Here is a 26,690-nt window from a genome sequence, read left to right as displayed (position 1 = left end):
ACCGTGTCATCCTGTCGCAGGACGACACGCTCGGCAACGCCGACGACAAGGTGATCGGCGAATATCGCCACGACGGCGCGCTGGCCGTGGGCGAATCCTACAGCCGCACGGAAAGCATCCTGCTGGCGCCGGGCAGTTCGGCGCGCTACAAGCTCTTCGTGGTGTCGGATGCCAAGGGCGAAGTCTTCGAAAACGCCTCGGAGGCCAACAATGTCGGCCGCGTCGCGCACGACGTCGATGTCATGCCGATTCCCTATGCCGACCTCCAGGTGGCCTCGGTGACGGCCACCGGCACGGCGGCCAGCGGCCGTCCGCTGCGCGTGACCTGGCAGGTGGTCAATAACGGTATCGGCCTGACCAATGTCGCGGACTGGTCCGACACTGTCTGGCTCAGCCGCAAGGCCGACGGCAGCGATGTCGTCGTCTCGCTCGGCTCGGCCAGCCATGCCGGTCAGCTCGCGGTGGGCGACAACTACACCCGGAGCATGGATATCGTCCTGCCCGAAGGCATTGAGGGTGACTATTACCTCAATGTCCGCACCGGCGGCCCCTTCGAGTTCGTCTTCGGCAACAACAATACGGGCAGCTCGGCGGCCATTCCGGTCACCCTGTCCAAATCGCCCGACCTCGTGGTCGAAACGGTTTCCCTGCCGGCGACCGCCCAGGAAGGCGCGCTCATCGACGTAACGTGGACCGTGGTCAACCAGGGCGAAGTCGCGGCCGCGGGATTGTGGGTGGACTCGGTCTGGCTGGTGCCGGCCGACGGTACCGGCAATGCCGTGGCGCTGGGCAGCTTCACCTATGATCGCGGCCTGGAATCCGGTATCCGCTACACGCGGACCGAACAGGTCCGCCTGCCGTCCAAGATCGAGGGTCTGTACCGCATCAAGGTGGTGACCAACGCCAATCTCGGCGGCGGTGGCAACCAGGTCTATGAACATGGCGATGCGCGCAACAACAATGCGCTCGTTTCCGCCGAAATGACCGAAGTCAGCATGCTTGACCGGCCCGACCTGCGGGTCTCCGCGATGACTGTGCCGGAGCACGTCACGGCCGGGACCGGCGCGGCCATCCGCTACACCATCAGCAACATGGGCGCGGTGGCGACCAGCGGCCGGTGGACCGACAAGGTGTACCTGTCGCTCGACGGCACGCTGAGCGGCGATGACCGCCTGGTCGGCCAGTTCGAGAGCGGCGCCGCGCTGGCGCCGAGCGAGTCCTACGCCAACGAGACGGGGATGGTCGATATTCCCATCCGATATCGCGGCGATGCCTACCTGATCGTCGTCGCCGACGGCAACAACAAGGTCGACGAATACCCGAACGAAGCCAACAACGTACGGGCCGCCCATCTCTTCATCGACCCGGTGCCCTTCGGCGACCTGGTGACCAGCGACGTCGTGGCGCCCGATCAGGCGGTTCATGGCTCGAACATCGAGGTGCGCTACGCGGTGACCAATCTCGGCAGCCAGACGACGCGCGGTGAGGCCGCGGCGCTCAACAGCTGGACGGACACCGTCTGGCTGGCGCGCGACAAGCGCCGTCCGGGCGCCTACAAGGGCGACATCCTGCTCGGCTCGTTCACCCACGTCGGCAATCTTGCCGTCGGTGAGGATTATCTCGGTACGGCGCAGGTGGCGATTCCCGACAATGTGCTGTCCGGCGAATACTTCATCACGGTGTGGAGCGACACCTACGACGTCATTCTCGAAGACACGCTGGCCACCAACATCAATCCCGACGACGCGGCCCAGATCGACAACAACAACTACAAGGCCCGGCCGATCAGCGTGCTCGGCATCACGCCGCCGGACCTCGTGGTCAGCAGCGTCGTGGCGCCCGATGCGCAGGATTCGGGCGGCAGCTACACCTTCACCTACACGGTGCAGAACCGTGGCGACATCTTCGAGGGCAAGTGGACGGATTCGGTGTTCATCACCGACAACCCCGACCTCAACCTGGCCACCGAAGTGTGGGCCATCGGCAGCTACGAACAGCAACGCAGCCTCGGCAACAGCGAGAGCTATACCGTGACGCAGACGGTGCAACTCGCACCGTCGGTCAAGGGGCGCTATGTCGTGGTCAAGGCCGATGCGCTGCTCAACAACCATCGTGTTGGCAATATCGGCGAAACCAACGAAGAGAACAACGCCCGTGCCCTGGCCTCGGTCGTGACGGCCCGTCCGGCCGATCTTCAGGTGACGGAGATCCATACCGAGCCGAGCAATTACTCGGGCGAGGAAACGACCATCAGCTGGACCGTGACCAATTTCGGCGATGCCGTCTGGTCGGGCACCCGCAGCTGGACGGATGCGGTATACATCAGTCGCGACCTGAGCTTCATCAAGGAGCGGGCAATTGCCCTGGGCTCGGTCGTGCACGCCAACGTTAATGGCCTGGCGGCCGGCGCTTCTTACGTGACCTCCGGCAAATTCAAACTGCCGCCGGGGACGGATGGTCAGTACTACATCTACGTGATTGCCGACAATTACGACAGTCCAAGTGATGTTAACCAGCGCCAGCCGAAGATGGAGTATTTGCGCAGTGCGAACAACAGCGATGCCTTCGAGTTCTATTCGGTCGGCCGTAACGGCGGGGCCGGCAGCGTCTTTGAGGGCCCGCGCAACGACAACAACACGGCGCGCGGCACGCTCGACATCACCTATCGTGAGCCGGACCTGCAGATCGACAGCATCGTCGTGTCCGAACCCAACCCGCACTCCGGCGAAACGATTACCGTGACCTGGACGGTGACCAACCGCGGGACGCGTGACACGCGCACCAGCGGCTGGTTCGAAGGCCTGTTCCTGTCGCGCGACGCCTCGCTCGACTACAGCGATTACCCGCTGGTCGACCGGGGCTTCGAGGCCGAAGTGATGTTGCGGGCGAAGTACGTCAGCTTCTCCGAGAATTACAAGCCGAAATACATCAAGCCAGGCGAGTCCTACACCGCCTCGGCAACCTTCACCCTGCCCGAGTCGATCAGCGGCGATTTCAATCTCATCGTCAAGACCGACACGGCCATCTTCAAGGATCCCTGGGGCTATCACCCGAGCACCATCCGCGACGGCCTGCCCGGCCTCGAACGCCTGATTGATCCGTCGGGCACGGTGCTGGAGTTCAAGGACGAAGGCAACAACGTCAGTTCCATCGCCCTGCCGATCACGCTGGCCACGCCGCCGGACCTGCAGGTTGCGTCGGTGACCACGGTCGAGCACGTCTATGCCGGCCAGAGCTTCACGGTGAATTACCAGGTGGTCAATCAGGGCGGCAACACGCCGAGCGACCAGTCGAGCTGGAACGACCTGATCTACTTGTCCAAGGACCGTTTCCTCGACGTGAACAAGGATGCCTACCTTGGCTATGTCGCGCATAACGGCGGCCTGGCCGCATCGGCGACTTACGACGCCGCGCTGACGGTGACCGCGCCGAAGAACATGGACGGCCCGTACTACGTGTTTGTCGTCACCGACCCGGCGCGCGCCTGGGGAACGGGCGAATACGGCCGGGTGCGCGAATTCGGCCGCGAGCAGAACAATGCCACGGCCGCCGCCCAGCCGATCATCGTCGAAGTGCCGCCGCCGGCCGACCTCAAGGTCACCAACGTGAGCCTGCCGGCGAGCGCCAAGGTCGGGGAGGAAATCAGTCTCGACTACACGGTGACCAACGATTCGATCAACACCGCCTACGGCCGGTGGACCGACGCCCTTTACCTGTCTTCCGACAACACCTGGGATCTCGGCGACATCCTGGTCGGCAAGGTCGACCATGTCGGCGATATCGGCGCCAACGGCAGCTACAGCGGCACCTTGCGGGCCAAGTTGCCGCCCCTGAAGGACGGCAACTGGCGCGTCATCGTGCGGCCCGATCTCTACAACGAGGTGTTCGAAGGCAAGATCAGCTATACCGCGACGGGCCTCAACCTGCCGCCGGGCGAAGCCAACAATCGTACCGCTTCGGGTGCCACCCTGCAGGTCACCGTGCCGGTACTGCAGGTCGCCAGTCCCGAAGCGACGACCCTGAGCCCCGGCCAGAGCCGGCTCTACAAGGTCAGCGTTGCGGCCGGCGAAACCCTGCGGGTCAGCCTGGATGCGGCGGCGAACACGGGCAGCAACGAAGTCTACGTTCGTTACGGCGATATCCCGACCGGCTATGTCTTCGATGCCGCCTACACCAACCCGGTGGCGGCCGACCAGGAAGCCCTGATCGGCAGCACCAAGGCCGGCGATTACTACGTGCTGGTCCGTTCCCGCCAGGGCGCGACCGATGCGCCGGTGACCGTGCGCGCCGACCTGCTGCCCCTGTCGATCAGCAAGGTCACGCCCGACCAGGGCGGGACCGGCGACGACAATCATCGCTGGGTGACGCTCGACATCTACGGTGCCCACTTCAAGGCCGGCGCGCTGGTCAAGCTGTCGCGTCCGGGCGTCTTCGAAGCCGAGCCGACGCGCTGGCAAGTGCTTGACGCCACACACATCCAGGCGGTCTTCGACCTGCGCGACTTCCCGCTCGGGCTGTACGACGTCAGCGTCACCAACCCGGACGGCCAGACGGTCACCGAGGCGCAGCGCTACCTGGTCGAACGCGGCATCGAAGCCGACGTAACCATCGGCATCGGTGGCGCGCGTACCCTGACGCCGGGCGAGAACGGCCTGTACAGCGTCTCCCTGCAAAGCCTGAGCAATGTCGATACGCCCTACGTGCGCTTTGATTTCGGTGTACCCGAAATGGGTTACAGCGCTGATGTGCTGGAAGGCCTGAGCCTGCCCTACATCGTCTTCGGCACCAATGTCGCCGGCCAGCCGGTCGGGACGACCACGGATACCGCCGGCAACACCCAGACTTACGGCCAGACGCCGACCAGCGGCACGAGCCGCAGCGACATTCCCTGGGCCAAGCTCGACGGCGCGCAGAACACGGCCGGCGTCAACCTGGCGCCGGGCTATGCCTTCGACGTGCCGGCCGGCGGTTTCGTTGGCATGACTTTCAGCGTGCAGACCTATCCGGGCCTGGCCGAATGGCTGGCCTACGATTTCGAGGGCCTGCGCGACAAGCTCTACGCCGTACACCCGGAATGGAAGACGCAGGGTCTGCTCGACGGTGGCGTGCAGGATCTCAACAAGATTTCCAATGGCTTGGCGGCGAAATTCCTGTCGCAGGACCCGGAAGTGCATGTCACCAAGCTTGAAAACCTGGCCATTCCGTTCCGCTTCAACATCGTCGGGGCGGCCACGCCGATCACCCGCGACGAATTCATCGCCGACCAGACGGCGCACGCCAGGAAACTGCGCGCCGCGATCCTTGCCGACAACACGGCACCGGCCGCGTTGGCCGCATTGGCTGCCGACGAGGCGCAATGGGTCAGCGGCTGGCTGGGCGCGCTGGAAGCCGCGGGCTTGTTGCGGCCGCTCGAAGAGGCCCCGCCGATCCGCGAGAACCCGCAGGTACTCAGCCTCAACGCCACGCTGGCGAGCGGCATCCTGCTCAGCAAGGGCGGCGAGAGCTACCGCACGCAGGCCGACATCCTCGGCTTCTTCAGCAAGGTCCAGCAGTGGTACGGCGATACCGCGAAGTATGCGGGCGACCCGAATGCCACCAAGGCGGCGGTTGATTACATTGAGGTGCGTAGCGACGATGAAGGCAACTCGGCCGAAATCCCGGTTCCGGCCATGGCCGATCCGGCGCAGTTCGACATGAACGCCGGCCACGACACGCATTTCATCAATTTCAACATCTTTGCCGGCGGCATCACCGAACTTGAATACCTGCGCCATATCGGCGTGCTCGATGCCGATTTCAAGCCGGTGGCCGGCCAGGCGCTCAATTTGAGCCAGTACCTGCAGCAGGTGGCCCAGCAGGGCACGAGCAGCACCAGCTCGGTCAGCGTGCGCGGGCCGCAGGCCATTCAGGGCGACGACGGCAACAATTACGTGCCGGCCGACACGGCGCTGCCTTACACGATTGCGTTCAACAATCCGAGCGAAACGCCGGCTGGTGAGCTGCGCATCGTCACCCAACTGGATGCCGACCTCGATCCGCGTTCGATCCGCCTGGGCGACCTCAAGATCGGCGATATCAACGTGCATCTGCCGAGCGGTCAGGCCAACTTCCAGGGCGACTTCGACTTCACGGGCAGCAAGGGCTTCATCCTGCGCGTCAGTGCCGGGGTCGATGCGTCCACCGGTATTGCGACCTGGCTGCTGCAAGCCATCGATCCCGATAACGGCGAAGTCATGCACGACGCAACGCGCGGCTTGCTGGTCGCCACGGCCGGTGCGGCGCAAACGACGGCTGAACAGCAGCGCCGGGGCTTTGTCAGCTATACCATCCGCTCGGCCGATGGCGCACTGTCCGGCGCCGATATCGAAAGCACGGCGCGCGTCATCATCGACCAAGCACCGCCGGTCGATAGCGAATTGAGCTCGGTCAAGCTCGACGCCAAGGCGCCGCAAACCGCGTTGAGCGTGACGGCCCTGGGCAACGACGCCCAAGGTGCGCCCACCTTCGACGTGCAATGGCAGAGCGAGGACGACGCCAGCGGCATCCGCTCGGTAACCGTCTATGTTGCCGAAGATGGCGGCGATTTCCGGATCTGGCAACGCCAGGTCGCGCCCGAAACGCACCAGGCCGTCTTCACCGGCGTGGCCGGCAAGCACTACGAGTTCCTCGCCGTGGCGACCGACAAGGCCGGCAACCGCGAGGCCGCCTCGGTGGCCAATGCCGTGCTGCCGGATGACGGCGCACGCCAGGCCGTGCTCGACAGCCTGGGCGTCAACGAAACCCTCTCGTCCACGGCCGAAATGCCGCTGGCCCCGGCGGATCGCAACTACTCGAGCAATGCCTTGTTCGAGCAATCGACCCAGCAGTTGCCGGGCAAGGTGGCGACCAGCCAGGCCAGCGACCTGCGTTCGGTGCTCGCGCCGTTCACGCTGCGCGGCTTTGCCGACGGCTATGCCGCCAGCGCCGCCGATATCGGCGCCCAGGCCATGGTCGAACTGGCCGATCACAGCATCCTGGCCAGCGCCGGGACGCTGCGTAACGAAGTCTTCCGTTACGCCAAGGAAGGCGGCCGCAATACCACGCCGCTGTTCACGCTCGATGCGCCCATCCTCGACATGGCGGTCGATGCCGTCGGCCAGCTCTGGGTCATGACGGGCAGCGAATTGCTGCAGGTCGATGCGACGAGCGGCGCCATCGTGCAGCGCCTCAAGGGGCCGGGCAGCGATCCGCTGACCCATGCCCTGGCGATTGCGCCGACCGGCGAGATTTACGTCTCCTCGGGCAACGGCATCGAAATCTTCAATCCGGCCGAAACGGATGCCGGCAAGGCCTGGAAGCATTTCAGCAACCAGCGCGTCGGCGATCTCGCCTTCGGGCCGGATGGTCGCCTGTGGGGCGTCAAGTGGACGGGCAGCGAAGTGACCGGGGCGGCGCTCGATGCGACGACCGATATCATCAGCTTCCCGATGAGCGGCCGCACCAAGGGCCGCGCCGAACTGGAATACCGCCTGGCCGGCGTCATCGACAGCATCACCTTCGGGGCGGCCGGTTCGCCGCTCGAAGGCCTGCTGCTCGCCTCGAGCAACCTCAAGCAGCGTCCGGTGGTCGAGGGCGCGGGCGAAGTGCCGCACCAGTCCTCGGTGTGGATGATCGAGCTGTTGAGCCGCCGCGTCATGCAGGTGGCGACCGGCGGCACGCGTGGCGAGTCGATTGTTGCCACGGCCGACGGCCGTATTCTGGTGGCCGAAACCGGCCACATCGACGAAATCGCCCCGGCCCGCGCTCCGCTCGTCAAGGCGGTGACCGTGCCGGACGGCGCCCTGGTGCCGCTGCCGATGAACCGTATCGGCGTGGTCTTCGACCAGGCCATGTGGCTGGGCGATGCCGGGGATGCCGGCTGCGTGCTCAACCCGCTCAATTTCTCGCTGACCGTGCTCGGTGCCAACGGCGGGGCCGTGGTCAACCCGACATCCGTCTCCTGGGATGCGGCGACCCGCACGGCCTGGCTCGACGTGGGCGGTCTGGAGGCCGGCCAGTATCAACTGGAAATCGCCCAGGCGCTGCAAAGCAGTGTCGAAGTGCCGCTTGAGCAGGCCTATGTGAGCAGCTTCACGGCGCTCAACGACATGAGCAGCCAGCTGCGCCTCGATTTCTCGCGGACTCGCGCCAACCGCGCCACCGGCGAGATCAGCTACGACCTCAGCATCACCAACATCGGTACCGACGACATCAAGGGACCGATGATGCTGCTCCTTGATCCGGGCCGCTATTTCGCGGGCGCCATCGCCGACGGCACGATTGCCGGCGGCGACCAGTCCGATCTGTGGGTGCTCGACCTCAGCGCCGCCCTGCAAACCCAGGGCGGCAAGCTGGCGGTGGGCGCCACCGTGGCCGACCAGACGGTGAGCATCGTGCCGAGCAGTGTGTTCGCGCCGCGTGCGGGCCTGGCCGATCTGGTCAAAGCCAATCTCGGCCATGGCGTCTATGCGGTGCCGCAGGACAACTTGCCGCCGCAACTCACCGTGCCCGGCGTGAGCGATCCGACGGCCGACGAAGCCTTCGTCTTGCCGGGTGCGACGGTGGGTCAGGCGTGGACGGCCGACATCGAAGCCATCGACAGCGATGGCAGCCGCTTCTACTGGCAGCTCGTCCAGGCGCCGGCCGGCGTGACGCTGACTGCCGGCGCCGATGTGACTTCGGCCGCCGACGGTTACCACCAGCGCGCCACGCTCAACTGGACGCCGACCGCCAATGCCGACGCCGCCAGCGAAATTCTCGTGCGCGTGCAGGACAGCCGCGGTGGCGTGGCCTACAAGTACTACCAGGTCGCCGTGGCCGGCGGCAATCACGCGCCGGTCATCAGCAGCCAGGGCGACATCAGCCTGGCCGAAGGCGAAACCCTCAGTTTGCCGATTGCCGCCGCCGATGCGGATGGCGACACCCTGACGGTGAGTTTCCGCAATCTGCCGCCGGGCGCCGTCTTTGATGCCGCCAGCGGCATGCTGACCTGGGTGCCGGGCTACAACCAGGCAGGTCTTTACGAAAATGTCACGGTCGTCGCCAGCGACGGCAAGCGTACCGTGACGCAACAGTTCAATGTCACGGTCGAACAGGCGTATCCGCAACCGGTGCTACTGCCGGTGGCCGCGCAGACCTTGCGCGAGGGCGACCATTACGCGCTGCAACTCGCCGGCAGCGTGCCGGGTGGCCTGGCTCAGCCGGATGGGACCTCCGTCTCGCTGGAATATGCCTGCCCGTGGTTGCCTGGCGGTGCCACGCTCAATTCCGAAACCGGCTGGCTGGAATGGACCCCGGGCTTCGCACAGCATGGCAGCTTCAAGCTGCCGGTCATGCTCATCGCCACCTGGACGACGCCGGATGGCGAGGTCAGCACGACCACGGTGACGCGCGAAATCACCTTCAACGTGACCAATGCCAACGGCGCGCCCCTGTTCGTGCCGGCCGAGACCTGGCATGCGCTTGAAGGCCAGCCGCTGCGCATCAGCGTCTTTGCCTTCGACCCGGACAATCCAGATTTCGAACCCAAGATCCGTCTGCAAACCGGTGGCCAGGCTGCCGGTCCGGATACCACGGCACCGACCGTCACTTACCAGGTCGACGGTCTGCCCGACGGCGCCAGGTTCGATGCCGAAACCATGGAAATCGTCTGGACGCCGGGTTATGCCCAGGCCGGTACCTACAGCATCAATGTCACGGCCACCGATGACGGCGACGGCACCGGTACGCCGGCAGTCAGCCATCTCGTGCTGCCCATCGAGGTGACCAATGCCAATCGTGCGCCGGAAATCGGCGACATCAGCAATGCCTTCGTCGACAAGGGCGGCGTGATCGAAATTCCGATCAGCGCCAACGATGTGGACGGCAACCCGGTGCAGCTGACTTTCTCCGGCTTGCCGCGCTTTGCCACGTATACCCAAAATCCGTCGGCCGATCCGAGCCAGCTAAGCGGCGTGTTGCGCTTTGCGCCCGGCGCGGGCGACCGTGGCGACTACACCATCACGGTGGTGGCCAGCGATAACGGCGACGGCGATGTGAACCAGGTGCTGACCCAGGCCAAGAGCTTTGTCCTGACGGTCAAGAGCACGAGCGAAGCGCCGGTGATCGTGGCGCCCAAGCAGGTTGTTGCCCTGGTCGGCCAGCCGCTCTCGGTGGCCTTGCTGGCCAGCGACCTGGATCAGGATGCCCTGACCTGGTCGACCGACGGCCTGCCGGCCGGTGCAACGCTGACGCCGGCCGCGCAGTACGGCCACGCCATGCTGGCGTGGGTGCCGGAGGCCGCGGCGGTCGGCGTCTACGACGTGACCATCGCGGTGACCGACAAGGGCCTGCCGCCGCAGGATGCCGGCTATACCAATCCGGCCAACCCGGTACCCAACATCAGCTGGCAAACCCTGCGCATCGTCGTCCGTGCCGCCAACGCGGCGCCCGACGTGCTCGGCGTGGAAGTCAACGGCAAGCCCGTGGCCGATCCCGGCCTGGGCGAGGTGCTGCGTCTCAACGCCACGGAAGGCGTGCCGCTCTCACTGGCGCTCTACGGCAGCGACGCCGATGCCGACCGCCTGGACTGGACGGCGAGCGGCTTGCCGCGCGGCCTGGTGTTCACGCCGGCCGGCGATGGCAGCAAGGCCAACCTGTCCTGGACGCCGGACAACTTTGCCGCCCAGGACAGCAACACCGGCACGCCGGGGCTGTGGCGCTTCACGGTGACGGGCAGCGACGGTGCGGCGAGCTTCTCGCGCACCGTGGAAATCGTCGTGGCCAATGTGAACCAGACGCCGCGCATCCTGCCCTTGCCGCTGCAACTGGTCAGCGAAGGCGACACCGTGAGCTTCACGGTGCTGACTGGCGATGCCGACCACGACGCCATCCAGCTCAGCCTCATCCATGATGAAAACACCCCGGCCGGCGTGATGTTCGATGCCGCCAGCGGCTATTTCGAATGGACCCCGGACCAGCAGGTGGTTGATAACGCCCTGGCCAGCAACAAGGCCTTCACCTTCACCTTCCAGGCTACCGATGGTACGGCGACGACGACCCAGACCGTGCAGGTCCGCGTCTTCGACGTCAATCATCCGCCGGTCGTCACGGCCCACAACCATGCCGTGGTGGTCGGCGACTCCCTGTCCATTCCGGTCAGTCTGGGCGGCGCCGATGCGGGCGGCATCCTTGCGGTTGATCCGGACGGCAGCACACAAACGACGGCCCTGACGGTCAGCTTCACCAACTTGCCGGAGGGCGCCAGCTACGACGCCGTGGCCCATCGCCTCAACTGGACGCCGGGGGCCGCCCAGATCGGTGACTTCACGGTCAGCGCACTGGTTTCCGATGGCCGCAACACGGTCAGCGAAACCTTCGTCCTGCGCGTCGTGGCCGACGCTTCGGCCAACGTGCCGAAGATCCTCGTGTCGACCACGCCGAGTACCCCGGTCATTCCGGGACAAACCGTGGTCGCCACCGTACGGGCCGATGCCTGGAGCGGCATCGCCACGGTGAGCGCCGAAATGCGCCTGGGCGAGTCGGGCAACTGGCAGGCCGTCGCGCTCGACAGCGCCGGTCGCCTCAAGCTGGTGCCGGAACTGCCGGGTCTCATCGACATCCGGGTCACCGCGACCGATGTCGACGGCTTTAGCAACACGCAAACCCATACCGTCCGCGTCAAGGACCCGGCCGACACCCTGGCGCCGCAACTGGCCTGGCAAGGCGCCCTGGCGGGCGCCACCGCCTACGGCGAGCCGCGTACCCTGAGCGACGTGACGAGCGTCGTCGCCCAGCTTGGCGAAGCCCAACTCATGGGCTGGCGCCTGCAACTGGCCCCGACCGGCACCGACACCTGGACCACCCTGGCCCAGGCCGATGCCGCCGCGAGCTCGGTAAACCAGGCACTGAACCTGGCCAGCCTCGATCCGAAACTGTTCCGCAACGGCGTTTACCAGTTGCGCTTCACGGCCTGGGATCTGGTCGGCCGGACCAGCGAAATCGCCGCCGGCATCATCATCGACACGGCCGACAAGCGCTTTGTCAGCAACGTCCAGACCGATGCCACGGTGACCTTGGGCGGCCATACGCTGGCGCTGGCGCGTCAGTGGAGTACGACCAACGATGCCCAGGGCAATGATCTGGGCAACTGGCGCCTGCCGCTGCTCGCTACCGGCTTGACCAGCGACCAGCCCGCCACCCTGGCCTCCGGTGCGACGGCGCCGTGGATGGATGGGGCTCGCGTCTGGCTGAGCATTCCGGCCGACCTGGCCAATGCCGATGCCGGCTTCAAGAATCTCAGCTTCACGCTGGGCACGCAGAGCGAGCGCCTGGGAACTGAAGCCGGTGCGCCGCAGGTCTGGCACCCGGTCTTCAGCACGGCCCAGGGCTGGCAATTGCAGGCCCACGGTGTCGATGGCGGCGAGAGCGTGCCGTCCCTGACCCGTCAGGGCGATCGACTCTACGATCAGGCGACCGGCATGCCCTGGGTCCCGACCGGGTACACCCTCATTGCGCCCGACGGTACCCGCTACGAACTCGACGCACAGGGCAAGGTGAACAGCATCGGCTTTGCCGATGGCCAGCGCTGGCTGGTGTCCGATGCCGGCATTGCCGCGGTCGGTGCCTCCGACAGCAGCACGCCGGCCGGCCGGATCGACTTCCTGCGCGATGCCGAGGGACGCATTTCTCGCATTACCTATCCCGATGCAACCGGTGCCGGCAGCGCCATCGCCTACCGTTTTGGCAGCGACGGCAAGCTGACCCTGGTCCGTCGTCTCGACGACACGGGTCTGGGAACGCCTGTTGCATACGCAAGCAACGGTCAGCCGGTGAGCGAAACGCTGACCGCCAACCTGGGTGCGGTGGTGAACTGGAACGGCAGCAACAATGCCTGGAGCGGCACGCTGAGCGCCGATCAGGGTGTGACGCTGGCCTTCGCAGTGCGCGACAGTGAAATTGCGTCCACGATCCATACGGCGGGCGGCCAGGGCGCGGTCATCGTCGCCCTGCAATCCGCCTTGCCGGACAATGCCGTACTCGAAGTGAGCGGCGCCCAGATCATCGGCACCACCACTCTCAATGGCAAGGTGACCCGCCTGTTGCGCGTGACCGAGGCCGGCGTCAAGCTGATCCGCATCAGCGGTGTAGGGCAGGCCGACATCCGCCTCTCGCTGGCCGGCGACATCAATCGCGACGGTGCGGTTGACGGTGCCGACGCCGGCCTGTGGGAACAGGCCCGCATCGACCAGACACCCACAGGGGATATCAACGGCGACGGCCTGATCAACGCCGCCGACCGCCAGGCGCTTTACGCCAATACCGGCTTCAATGCCAACCAGGCACCGGTTGCAGTCAGCAATCTGCCGACCCTTAAAACCCACACCGACCTCGGCCTCACCAGCGCGCTCGCCAGCATTGCCGAAGACCTCGAAGGCGACACCGTCTTCTGGCGCATCATCGGCACCACCCACGGCACCGCACGCCTGGGCGCCGACGGCCACACCCTGAGCTTCACCCCCGAAGCCGGCTTCAGCGGCGAAGCCACGCTAACCCTGCAAGCCGACGACGGCTTCGCCACCGGCGCGCCGATTGAACTCAAGGTCAATGTGAGCGGGGCGAAACTGTTGCAGATTCACCTCGCCCAGTTGCCCAGCCTGTTTGCCGGTCAGTTTGCCAAACTGCAAGCCACAGCCGACTTCGAGGATGAAAAGGGCGTGGCGATTAACAGTGGCACCTACCTCGATGCCAGCGTTATCGATATTGCCAGCATGGGCAGCGTCGGCGGTAATGCAGTACAGGTGGATGACAACCTCGATCTGGTTCGCGCCAATACCCAGGGCGCGTCGCTGATCATCGTCAAACGCGTCGATGCCGACGGCCGTTTGATCCAGGCGGTGCAATCGCTGAATGTCAAGACCGCCAGCGTCGCCAGCGAAGGCGAGGAATATTACGCTGAAGACAGTCTGACGATCGAACCCGACGTCTATCCCGGCACGTTGACCCTGATCCCCGGCGGCACCCGGCAGCTCAAGGTGCACCTGATCGATTCTGGCAACGGCCAGCAGACCGACATCCACGGCGCCAGCCAGATCGAATTCGCCGGCTCGCCCGAGCAGGTGGAAACCTGGCTCGACCCCAGCACCCAATTGCCCTTGATCGACCCGGATACCGGCGATTATCTCTACGACCCAGATACCGGTGAAATCCTGCTCGATCCCAATACCGGGGAAACGATCACCTATGTAACGCCTGCCATGCCGGAAATACGCAGCGGCACCCGTTATGTCATCAGCGACGAATCGATCGCCACGATCAGTGAAGACGGCCTGATCACCGCCCTAAAGACCGGGCGGGTCACCATTTCGGTGGTTCATCTGAAGAGCGTCACCGATGAGTACGGCGCCATCAGCGAACAAGTCATCGGCCAGACCGACATCTCGCTCAACGTCGAAGCGCCCAAGGTCGTCGACACCGGCGTCGGCATCACCATCGCCGCCGACTTGGGTGGGGCAGTGCAAGCGACCACCGGCGAGACCGTGCTGATCGGCGCCGGCGCACTGAAACAAGATGCCGCCGTCAGCATCAAGCGCATCGACCTGGCCAACGTGCAAGCCGAAACCGGCATGGAGATGCCAGTGCCGGAAGCCGTGCAAGCCGTGGCGGCCTTCCGCATCGACATTGGCGACCAAGCCAGCAATACCCCACTGCAACTGGCGATCCCCCTGCAAGACACCAGCGATCTGCAAGCCGGCGAAGAAGTGCTGTTCTTCAAGAAGGGCCAGGCGCTGCAACCCGACGGCAGCTTCAAGGATATCTGGTGGATCATCGACAACGGCTACGTCGGCGCCGACGGCATCGCTCGAACGGCCAGCCCCCCCTATGTCGGTCTGGACGAATCCGGCGAATACCTGGTCGGCAAGAAACTCCCCGGCGTCATCACCAGCGAATTCGAACTGTGGGGCAACGCCGGCGACTGGCTGACCCTGGACAACGTCGGCCTCGGCTTTGGCGCTAGTGGAGATATTGCGGCAAAGATGGTCACCGGCAGTATCGTCAGCATGATCTGCAGCATGGCGAAAAACATCGGCGCTGCCTCCTACCATTTCGGCGTGCCGCAGTTTGCCAAGATCGACATGCCGGTGATTCAGCCTGGCGAGCGTTTCCAACTCAATACCGGCAACTACCTGAAACCGGCGCCCACGCCCTGGGGCAACGTGGTCGTGCCGAACATCACCGACGCCAGGATTACCGATGCCAACGAATTCCAGATCACCATCAACAACCCGGACCCCGGCCAATTCCAGGGTAAGCTCATGCTGCGCATGGTCTTCGACAACGGCACCACGCAAGATGCTTGGGCCACTGCAAGAAATGGCGATCTAAGCGGGGCCATTACCGTAACGCCGCCCAAGGGCATCGCCATCGGCAGCGTCGGCTGGCAATTGGTCCGCCAGATTTCGACAGAACAGCTCAAGGGATCGGGCACCTTTACCGATGGCGAACGACTGGTGTTTGCCGGCAACGTCGCGCGCATCACCCCGCGCCCGCATATGGCGGCCACGCTGACCCGCACCGGTGTCGAATTCATTCGCCAGACCGATCAGTCCGTGGTGGCATCGGTCAACCTCGTGGAATATCTGGGCGCCAAGGAGCTCGATTACATCACCGGCAGGAAGGTTCAACCCATCGTCTTTACCGACGACCTGTCGCGGGTTTTCATTGCAGGCAACAAGAAGTTGATTGTTGTCGACATGCTTACCCTGAAGGTAATCAATTCGGTTGATATTCCCTTAGCCCAAAATATCACTAGTCTTGCCACGGTCGGCAACCTGCTTCTTATTGGTGAGGGCGGCTATAGTGGTGGCAATCGCCTGTTGGCACTCGATATCAGTTCGCAAAATATTGATCCAAAAACGGGGAACTACAAAAAGGCACCTGTTTCGCTTAAAGGTACCGGCATCGAGGCCAGCCCTCTCGGCATCAGCGGGATGGTGGTTGGGCCAGACGGTCGAACCCTGGTTGTTTCAGTACCGACCCAGCCGGATAGCTTAAGTTGGGGGGCTCGGGATTTCACGCGCCGGGGCAACGTTCTGGTTTTCGATCTCAATTCTCTGAACATGCTGACCGGTAAGATAGCCAAGCCGGTCGTTGCGAAATTGCCGGGTGATGGACGCAGCGGCAAGGCGCCAATGACCATCATGGCGACTCGTGATGCTGACCGTTATCTGGTGGCCGATATCATGGATTACGACGCTGGTCTTGGGACCTTGGTTCTTAATCGTGATGCGGATGGAACGGTAACCAGCGCCGAAATGAAGGCCATCAGCATGTTCCAGCGCGATGAGCAGGTCCGGATTGACCGCCTCAACATCCAGCGGGCACAAAGCGCCGTCCTGGTGGAGGTTGATGGCGTCGAATACGCCCTCGTTTCCGACGATAACTTCTTTGGCAACGATCCGTACTGGTGGCAGATGTATGAGGCGCCGACGTTCATCTATACGCCTTCTGGCCCGCCGATTGCGGTGGGCGGCAGCGCGAACGCCAAGAAGGTTAACGTGGGCGGCAAGCTGGGCATCGTCAAGGACCCGTTTGGCACGCCGGAATATCTGGGTGCGACGCTGCCGCTCGATGGCTACGGCGTTCAGAACCTGGGGCTTTCTGAAGACGGCAAGGTCCTGATCGGCCAATTGCGCGGACTGGGAAGCGCCAATATCTTCGACAACAGTCCGCGCCCGAGCCAAGCCCATGCCTGGGATGTCGCGGAACTGATCAAGGCCGCCCTTGCCCAGCCGGAGAAGGATCGGCTGTCGAAGCACATCAAGCTGCCGACCAACGCCGAGCAACTGATCTCCAAAACCAGCCAGCAGGCCTCGTCCATTGCCAATGGCTGGCCGATTGGGACGTTTTTTGATGCGGATGATGTGAAGATCAATGTGACCGGCAATATGGGCGATGTGATCGAAGTCGATGTGAAGCGCCTCATCGCCCACAAGCTACTCAAACTGCCTGATCCGGGCAGCACGAAAGCAGCCGACAAGGCAGCAATTGCCGCCAGAAAGGCCGACATTGATCAACTCATCAACAACCTCAGCGTGGACTTCGTGGCAGCGGAGAAGCGCACGCTTATCGAGGGCGATCAGCGTGGCATGACCTTGGTGGTCATGAACGACAAGGACAAGACCATCATTTCCCGCACGGATGCAGGGGCGGATGCCAAGTTCGAAGACTCGGGACGTTTCTTCGTGGCGCCGAATCTGACGGAGAAAGACCTCAAGACACTACGCGCCGGTGAGTCCCTGAAAGAAGGGAAAACGGCCAACGTCGAACTGAGCTACACCTTGAAAAAGGATATGGCCGGACAGAAGGCAGGCTCCGCGAAGGCATCGCTGACCATCAATGCCGTGGATTATGCGAAGGCCAATGGGGCGGTCTTCTTCGGGGATCGGCCGCTCGATAACCCGGGGTATAGCGAATTCAAGTTGGAGGGCAGCGTCGGTGCCGGTCAGGCAAATGCCGTCCTTGATGTCTTCAAGGTCGAGCAGCGCCTCAAGTATCTCGGCTATCCCGCCTACGATCTCAAGGCGTCGCAGGAATTCAATGTGGATGGGAAGTTTACCGATGCCGAAAGACGGGCATTGCAACTATTCGAAAAGGTGGCGTATACCGGAAGCTACGGCTTTGCCATCGCCGGGACGTACACGCAAACGATCTATACCTGCGCCTACTTTGTTGCTACGCAGACGGTCACGGTGATCTATGACGAGGTCACCAACACCTATGGCGAGCCGAAAATCGGCGACATTACCTACAACACTGCTGGCAAGAAGAAGCCCACACCGGACAATGCCGCCGCGATCGAGCAAGAAAAAGCAAAAGCGATTGCCGCTTCCGCAGCGATATCGTCCGGTACGTGGCAAGTGGCCATTGAAGCTGCCAAGAGAGACGCCAAGGCCAAGTACGACAAAGCCGTGGATGAGACCCGGCGTTTCAATCCGGCCAAATTCGGTGCGGACGGAATACTTGAAGTGGATTCTTCGGCTGCCGGAGGTAACGGCAGGAAGACACTGGGCTGGCTCAACGCCTACAACGCGCCGCACTGGATGGATTTCAGTTCCATGCTCAAGACCAAAGGCACGCTCGCCAGCGGCTGGGTCGATAAGGTTGATGCGGGAAAGAACATCCAGGGCAGCAGTTGGATTTACGACACCATGCTGCTGGGGCAGGATGCGGCGGTCAAGCAAGGTCGCACGAAAGATGAGCAAAAGCTCTGGTTCAAAGGCACGGGCGAAATCGGCGCCATGCTCAATTTGGGGATTAATGAGAAATATGTTTCGAAAGACAACCAGAGCAGGGTTGCCGGCAAGGATGTCGTATTGGGATTAACCTCCGATACGCCGCCAGGTTTGATTTCCGATGCCAACAAGGCGGACTACCAGAATAAATTGTGGAATGCCGCCAATGCCCAAGCCTTGGCTGGCATGCTGGGTAATCCCAATATTGATAACAGCTACGATGCGAAGAACAAGACGTTTGGCAGCAAGACCGACAACGCCCAGGGCGCCAACCGGCAAGGTGACGCGCTCAAGGACTTTCTGGCGGTCTACAGTGCGACGCTCACTGACAACCAAGCCGGCAACGGCGTCGGATGGGACGATATCAAGATCGCCAGCGCTGGAAATCAGGCCAAGATCAAGGCGGCTTTGTTCGGTACGGGTAACCAAGCCAGCGGGCTGATCGACGCCAATGGCATATTACTGGGTGGCACAGCGGCCACGCTGGGGTCGATGATGACGGCGGAGTCGTTGGCCAAGTTCATGGGTTGTTCCGTAGCAACAGCAGGCCAATGGGTCAAGCCGCTACAGGAATCCATGTCTGCTTATGATATCGATACGCCGCAGCGGATTGCGGCTTACTTAGCACAAGTCAAGCAAGAGACAGGGGGCTTGACAAAAATGAAGGAACAAATTGGGCCGTATCGGGTATCGGTGCTGATAGACACCTTCCCTGGTATGTTTGGAGGACGCTCTTTAACTCGGGAACAACGCTTCGCCAACCTAAAGATCTTCGCTAAAGATGTGCTTGGATTAAATACGCTTGAGGGCAAGAGTCTTAACGATCCGGGCGTAGACGCACCTTTAGTTAATGGAAAGAGAGACAATAGCAAGAGTATGTTCCTCGCTTCCGGTTCGGATTGGGAGGCTGTAGAGGATAAGTTTGCCGACTACTATTTATCTACAGATAAGGGCAATGGTCTAACAGGTAATGGCCTTGCGTCTGAGAAGATTGCTCACAATTGGATTGGAAGAGGCTTTCTGCACGTTACCCATTTTGCTACTTATGTGGACTTTTTCTATGCGATATCCCAGTCCAATAAATACTCCGTGTTGGTTCCAGAGTTTCAGGGGCAAACCAAAGCAGGAATCGAAGCGTTATTGAAGAAGACACCCGGCATCACAGACCGTCTCTGCCAAAACACTGACCAAGGTCGGCAACTGGCTGCACTGGCAGGTTCTTGGTATTGGGGAACGAGAAATGCGAATGATGGCAACAGGCTGAACGACAAGGCTTCGACGATTACATGGGTTGCCACTACGGTACCAGATACACAAAAAAATGAATTTCAGAAAATATCGTTCGGCATCGGCAAAGATGCATCTGAGAAGCGTTGGAATAACTACAATCTAAACGTTCAGAATGTACTTGATGGTGGCAATCCCTACGAGAGCATGCGTTCTGTCCTAACGCGTATCGGCATCTCCACTCTTACCGCTAAGAACTACAACCAGCAGTTTGGCATCGCTCTCACCGCACACAAAGTGGTTGAGATTGGTGGTGAAAAATCGAAGAGCAACCTGGTGGTGGACGAGGAAATTGCACTTCCCGAAACTCCGGACGGCGTGGATTTGACGGCAGAGCAGGTCACTCAACTGTGGGTGCAAGCCGAACCATTGTTTGCACAACTGAAGCAATCGAATGAGGGTAGCGCAATGTGGATACCGGATATAAAACAGAATGCTGGCCTTCTGCTTGGTACGACGGTTGCCATGGCAATTATTTCTTCTGTACAGGCAGCCGATAACTATGCGTATGGCGTGTGTACTACGTCAAGGCCGGATACTGGTGCTGAAATTAGGCCCGTAATTGCAGCAGGTGGCTATCTGTTCGAGTATCACGGCAATGACTCTCGGTATGCAAAAGGGCTTTCTAGCGGACAGTTCTTTTCTGATGCAAAGGTTACCTTGGTCAAAGCACCCGCGCACGGCAAGGTAGTCCTGGAAAACGATACGTATGCAGCAGCCAGAAGCTTGTATCGCTACTTGCCGAATAAGGGTTATATTGGGCTAGACCGTTTTGTAATGCAGGTAGAAAAAAACGGCGTCAAGGTTCGTATCCAGTACATGATTGATGGACTTGATGCTGAAGAGTCGGATGTGGGGCGCTGCTTAACTGAGACTTGGAAAATCTCCACTCCCACCACCGGAGACACTCCTGCCCTCGCCAACGTCCTCACTACCGCCACCCAAAACCTCACCTTCGCCGACTTGACGGGTAACGAAGTAGGCCAAACCACTGACAGTGGCAAAGACGCCCAAATCACCCTCGACGCCAACGCCGCCGGCCACAACTGGTACATCGACTACACCCCGTACCTGAACGATGAATACCTCCCGACCAGCAACCCGCTGGAATGGATCGCCAAGCCGGGTTCTGAGGCCGAAGGCAAGATGGACCTCCTCACCGTACTCCTCCACGAATACGGCCACGCCTTGGGTCTGGATCACAGCGCAGACGGCCACGATCTAATGGCTAGCACGCTGCAACCCGGCATCCGCCGCCTGCCCAGCGCCGAAGAACTCGACCTCATGGCACAGCTACTCGGTCTCGCCAAGGAAACCGGCGCATCCTCGCCCGTTCCCTACGACCCCTTCAGCCCGCCGGGCACGCCCCTGCCCATGACCATGAGCCTCGCCGCCTTCGTTGCCGTCCGCCAGCGCCGGTCTTCGCTTTCGTCTGCGCTGACGCAATTCGAAGTCGCCGCCAACCCGACCCTGACCAATCCGCAATTTGCTGATAACCAAGGCTGGGCTACGCAAGGCGATGTCGCCATCGCTTCCGGTGCCGCCATCCTCAAGGAAACCGCCGCTACCCAAACCCGCCTCAACCAGGCCTTCGTGCTCGGTTCCAACGACCGCTTCCTGTCCTTTACCTTGTCCGGCATCGCACTGGACGATGTCAGCAATGCTCCGGACGATGCCTTCGAAGTGGCACTCATCGACGCCAATACCGGCTTGTCGATGCTCGGCGGCACGGGGCTCAGCCATAACGATGCCATTCTCAACCTGCAAGCCGATGGTACGGAGTACAAGGCTTCGGGCGTGACGACAGTGAGGAACGCCGACGGCAGCCGCACGGTGCTGGTCGATCTGGCCGGTATCGCTGCGGGCACGGTGGTCAATCTGTCCTTTGACCTCATCGGCTTCGGCAAGGGCGCGGCGGCGACGAGCAGCCACGTCACGGTCAAGGATCTGCGCCTGGGCGTGCCGCAGGAAGCGCGCGACGATGCGGTGACCTTGGAAGAGGATGCAACGCTGGATATCGACGTCGTCGCCAACGACATTGGCGCCGACCAGGTTGGCGTCAAGCCGGTCCTGGTCAGCGGCCCGGCGCATGGCACGCTGGAAATCACGGCCGACGGCCGCTTCCGCTACCAACCGGCCGCCAACTGGGCGGGCGAGGACAGCTTCAGCTACCGCCTCTCCGATGGCAATCTCGACTCCAATATTGCCGAGGTCAAGCTCACGGTGATGCCGGTCAACGACGCGCCGGTCGTGGCCGCCAACACGGTGACGCTGGACGAGGACGGCCAGGCGGTGATAGACCTGCTGCAAGGCGCGACGGATGTCGACGGCGACTTGCTGACGGCCAGCGTCAAGATCGCTCCGCAACACGGCAGCTTGGCGCAGAACGCCGATGGCACCTGGACCTTCGCGCCGAATGCCGACTGGAATGGCACGGATGCCATCGTCTATGAAGTCAGCGACGGCAACCTCGTCACCAGCGGCGTCATCGCGCTGGTGGTGACGGCGGTCAACGACGCGCCGGTCATCGCGCCGCGCACGGTGACGCTGGACGAAGACGGCCAGGCGGTGATCGACCTGCTGCAAGGCGCGACGGATGTCGACGGCGATGTGCTCACGGCCACCGTCAAGACCGGTCCGCAACACGGCAGCCTGACGCAGAACGCTGACGGCACCTGGACCTTCGCGCCGAATGCCGACTGGAACGGTACGGACGCCATCGTCTACGAAGTCAGTGATGGCCAACTCGTCACCAGTGGCGTCATTGCCCTGGTGGTGAAGGCGGTTAACGACGCGCCGGCCATCGCGCTGCGCACGGTGACGCTGGACGAGGACGGCCAGGCTGTCATCGATCTGCTGCAAGGCGCCACGGACGTAGATGGCGACGTGCTCACGGCCACCGTCAAGACCGGTCCGCAACACGGCAGCCTGACGCAGAACGCTGACGGCACCTGGACCTTCGCGCCGAATGCCGACTGGAACGGTACGGATGCCTTCGTCTATGAAGTCAGTGATGGCAATCTCGTTACCAGCGGCGTCATTGCCCTGGTGGTGAAGGCGGTCAACGACGCGCCGGTCATCGCGCCGCGCACGGTGACGCTGGACGAAGACGGCCAGGCCGTGATCGACCTGCTGCAAGGTGCGACGGATGTCGATGGTGACGTCCTGGCGGCTGCCGTCACGAGCGGCCCGCAACACGGCAGCCTGACGCAGAACGCCGACGGCACCTGGACCTACGTGCCGAATGCCGACTGGAACGGCACGGATGCCATCGTCTACGAAGTCAGCGACGGTACGCAGAGCAGCAGCGGCGTCATCGCGCTGGAGGTGAAGGCGGTCAACGACGCGCCGGTCATCGCGCCGCGCACGGTGACGCTGGACGAAGACGGCCAGGCCGTGATCGACCTGCTGCAAGGCGCGACGGATGTCGACGGCGACACTTTGAGCGCCACGGTCGTGACACTGCCGCAACATGGTCAATTGACCCTGGAAGCCGATGGCAGCTTCAGCTATGTGCCGGAGGCCGACTGGTTCGGCGAGGACAGCTTCAGCTACAAGGTCAGCGATGGTCTGCTCGATTCGAACCTGGCAACGGTCACGTTGAGCGTGCGCCCGGTCAACGACGCGCCGGTCATCGCGCCGCGCACGGTGACGCTGGACGAGGACGGCCAGGCCGTGATCGACTTGCTGCAAGGTGCAACGGACGTGGACGGCGACGTGCTGACGGCCACCGTCAAGAGCGGCCCGCAACATGGCAGCCTGACGCAGAACGCCGATGGCACCTGGACCTACGCGCCGAATGCCGACTGGAACGGCAGCGACGCCATCGTCTACGAAGTCAGCGATGGCAATCTCGTTACCAGCGGCGTCATTGCGCTGGTCGTCAATGCGGTCAACGACGCGCCGGTGGTCAGCCCGATTGCCGCCATGCTGCAGGAAGACGGCTCGCTCGTCCTCAACCTGCAGGCCAGTGCCAGCGATGTCGATGGCGATGCGCTCAGCATCACTGTTGGCCTGCCGGGCCATGGTCAACTGACGCAAAATGTCGACGGCACCTGGACCTATCGCCCGGCGGCCGATTACCACGGGCCGGACAGCTTCAACTGGACGGTCAGCGACGGCCAGGTCTCGACGACCGGCGAAGTGCATCTGGTGATCAACGCGGTCAACGATGCGCCGCTCGCCCTGGGCGATACCGTCACGCTGAATGAAGACGGCCTGGCCGCCTTCCCGCTGCGTGCTTCGGATGTCGATGGCGACGTCCTGAACGGGCGTATCGTCAGCCAGCCGCTGCACGGCAAGCTCGTGCAGCTCTCGGCCAACAGCTTCTCCTACGTGCCGCAGGCCGACTGGAGCGGCGAGGACAGCTTCACCTACGTGGTCAACGACGGCCAGGTCGATTCCAATGTCGCCACCGTGCGCCTGATCGTTACGCCGGTCGCCGACGCGCCGACCCTGGTGCTGTCCGACACGGGCGGCGCGACGCGCGAACTGTTCCGTACCGGCTGGGAAAGCGTTGCCGACAAGAACAGGACCTCGACGTTGCTCCAGCAGAAGGAACTCGAAGGCTGGACGCTGATCACCCGGCCGGATACCCGCTGTGGTGGCAGCAACGGCTTCGAAGTGTGGAGCACGGGCGACCAGATGGCGGATGCGCAAAACCGTCTGCGCACGGTCAGCGCGGCCAGCGGCAACGGCAAGAACTGGCTGGAACTCAACAACTCCGGCGGCAGCATGGCGCAGACCCTGGGCATCGAACGCAGTGTCGATACCCTGGCCGGCGCCACCTATACCCTGAGCCTGGATGTCGCAGGTCGCCCGGGTTATGGCGCCGAATACACCAAGATCGGCATCTATGTCGACGGCGTGCGCATCGGCGGCGACGGGACAACCAGCGGGGCGACCGCCCTCAACTGGCAGAACCGCAGCTTCCAGTTCGTCGGCAAGGGCGGCAAGCAGAGCATCCGCATCGTTTCGGAAGCGACCAAGGTCGATGCCAACGGGCGCGGCATGATGCTCGACGACATCGTCCTCAGCGAAAGCCTGCCGGCCAACACCACCCTGGAAGATACGGTACTGCGCCTGCCGGCGATCAGTGCCGCTCTCAAGGATACGGACGGCTCGGAAACGCTGGCATTGAGCATCGAAGGCCTGCCGGTCGGCAGCGTCCTGAGCGACGGGGTGTATAGCTTCACGGCGCTGGCCGGCAACACCACGGCCGACATCACCGGCTGGAATATGGCCCAGCTCAAGCTGACGCCGCTGGCCAACTACAACGGCAGCTTTACCGTGAAGGTGGTGGCGACGGCAACCGAGCAGGCCAACCAGAACACGGCGAGGAGCGAAGCCGATCTGACGCTGACCTTCCTGCCGGTCAATGACGTGGTGGCGCTGCAGAACGATACGCTGGTCCTCGACGAGGATGCGCGCGTCGTCCTGACGCCGGTCAGCCATGATGTCGACGGCGACGCCCTGGCGATCCGCATCGTCAGCCAGCCGAAGAACGGGGTGCTGAACGCCACGGTCGACGGTCGTCTGATCTATACGCCGCGCGCCGACTGGAGCGGCGAGGACAGCTTCAGCTACGTGCTCAACGACGGGACGGTGGATTCGAATGTCGCCACCGTGCGTCTGGTCGTCAATCCGGTGGCCGACGCGCCGACCCTGGTCGTCACTGATGGCACGGGTCCGCAGCGCGAAGTCTTCCGCACCGGCTGGGAAAGCGCGGCCAACCGCGACAACAGCTCGACCCTGGTCCAGCAGTCCGAACTCGAGGGCTGGAAACTGCTGACAGCAGGCGATGCGACGGCCGGCGGTCTCAACGGCTTCGAAATCTGGAGCAGTCACGACCGCATGGCCGACAGCGCCGGCCTGCTGCGCCCGGTATACGCGGCTGCCGGAAACGGCGGCAACTGGCTGGAACTCAACAATGCGGCCGGCAACATGGCGCAGACTCTGGGCATCGAGCGCAGCGTGGATACCGTCGTCGGCACCACCTACACCCTGAGCCTGGATGTCGCCGGGCGCCTGGGTTATAGCGCGGATTTCACGCAGATCGGCATCTACGTCGACGGCGTGCGCATCGGTGGCGATGCCGGCACCAGCGTCACGTGCGGGCTCAACTGGCAGACCAGGACGTTCAGCTTCGTCGGCAAGGGCGGCACGCAGTCGATCCGCATCGTTTCCGAAGCCGGCAAGTTCGATGTCAATGGCCGCGGCATGATGGTCGACGACATCGTTCTCAGCGAAACCCTGCCGGCCAATACCGGCCTGGAGGACACGGCGATCCGCCTGTCGGCGATCAGTGCCAGCCTCAAGGATACGGATGGCTCTGAAACTCTGGTCGTGCGCATCGAAGGGATTCCGCCCGGCGCCACGCTGACCGATGGCGTCCGCCGCTTCACGGCAACGGCCGGCAACACCGCGGCCGACGTCAGCACCTGGAAACTCGGCCAGCTCAGCATCACTCCGCCAAAAAACTATAACGGCAAATTCGCCCTCAAGGTCGTGGCTTCCGCGACCGAACAGGCGAGCAAGGCAGGCGCGGTGAGCGAAGCCATGCTGCAGGTGACGGTCCTTGCGGTGGACGATGTGCCGGTGGCGAAGAGCGCCAGCCTGAGCCTGCCGCGCAACGGAAGCATCGACATCGACTTCGCCGCCCTGGTGGGCGATGCCGACGGCGACATGCTGACCCTGAGCCTGGGCAATCCGAGGAACGGCACGCTGACCCGCAACAGCGACGGCACTTACCGCTACACGCCGAAGCCGGGCTTTGTCGGCTGTGACAGCTTCAGCTACACGGTCACCGACGGCAAGCACAGCGCCACCGGCACGCTCAGCCTGAGCGTCCTGGCCTGCGGCGCGAAATCGGCTCAGCTCAGTGTTGATTCGGCCTGGGTCTCGGGTCCGGTCCGCGTCCAGGAAGGCGGCGGCTACATCGTCCTCAACCAGGGCAAGGTGCGGGTTTCGCCGGTGCTTTCGGTGGACTGGCATGCCGCGGTACCCGACCTCGGCCAGACGCAAGACCCGGCCTGGTTGACCGAGTACTTCATCGGTACCGGCAAGGAAGAGCGGAGTTTGGCGGAGATCACCGGGTTGGTGATCAAGAGGTAA

At 63.0% G+C, this 26,690-nt stretch carries 1 protein-coding gene (cut by a window edge); it reads left to right on the top strand.

Features of this window, described 5'->3' with window-relative positions; translation table 11 throughout:
• A protein-coding gene (locus tag JYJ39_RS12965) for a tandem-95 repeat protein (RefSeq protein ID WP_205204873.1) crosses the window boundary here: on the top strand, positions 1 to 26,690 show its 3' portion. Its footprint begins 12,970 nt before the window's first position; 26,690 of the gene's 39,660 nt are visible here — the last part of the coding sequence; its start codon lies beyond the left edge, outside the window; the stop codon is at positions 26,688 to 26,690.

Origin of the sequence: Azonexus hydrophilus (assembly GCF_905120355.1) — a bacterium.
GTDB lineage: Bacteria > Pseudomonadota > Gammaproteobacteria > Burkholderiales > Rhodocyclaceae > Azonexus.
Note: the sequence above shows the minus strand (reverse complement) of the source record. Positions and strands in the feature narration are given on the sequence as shown.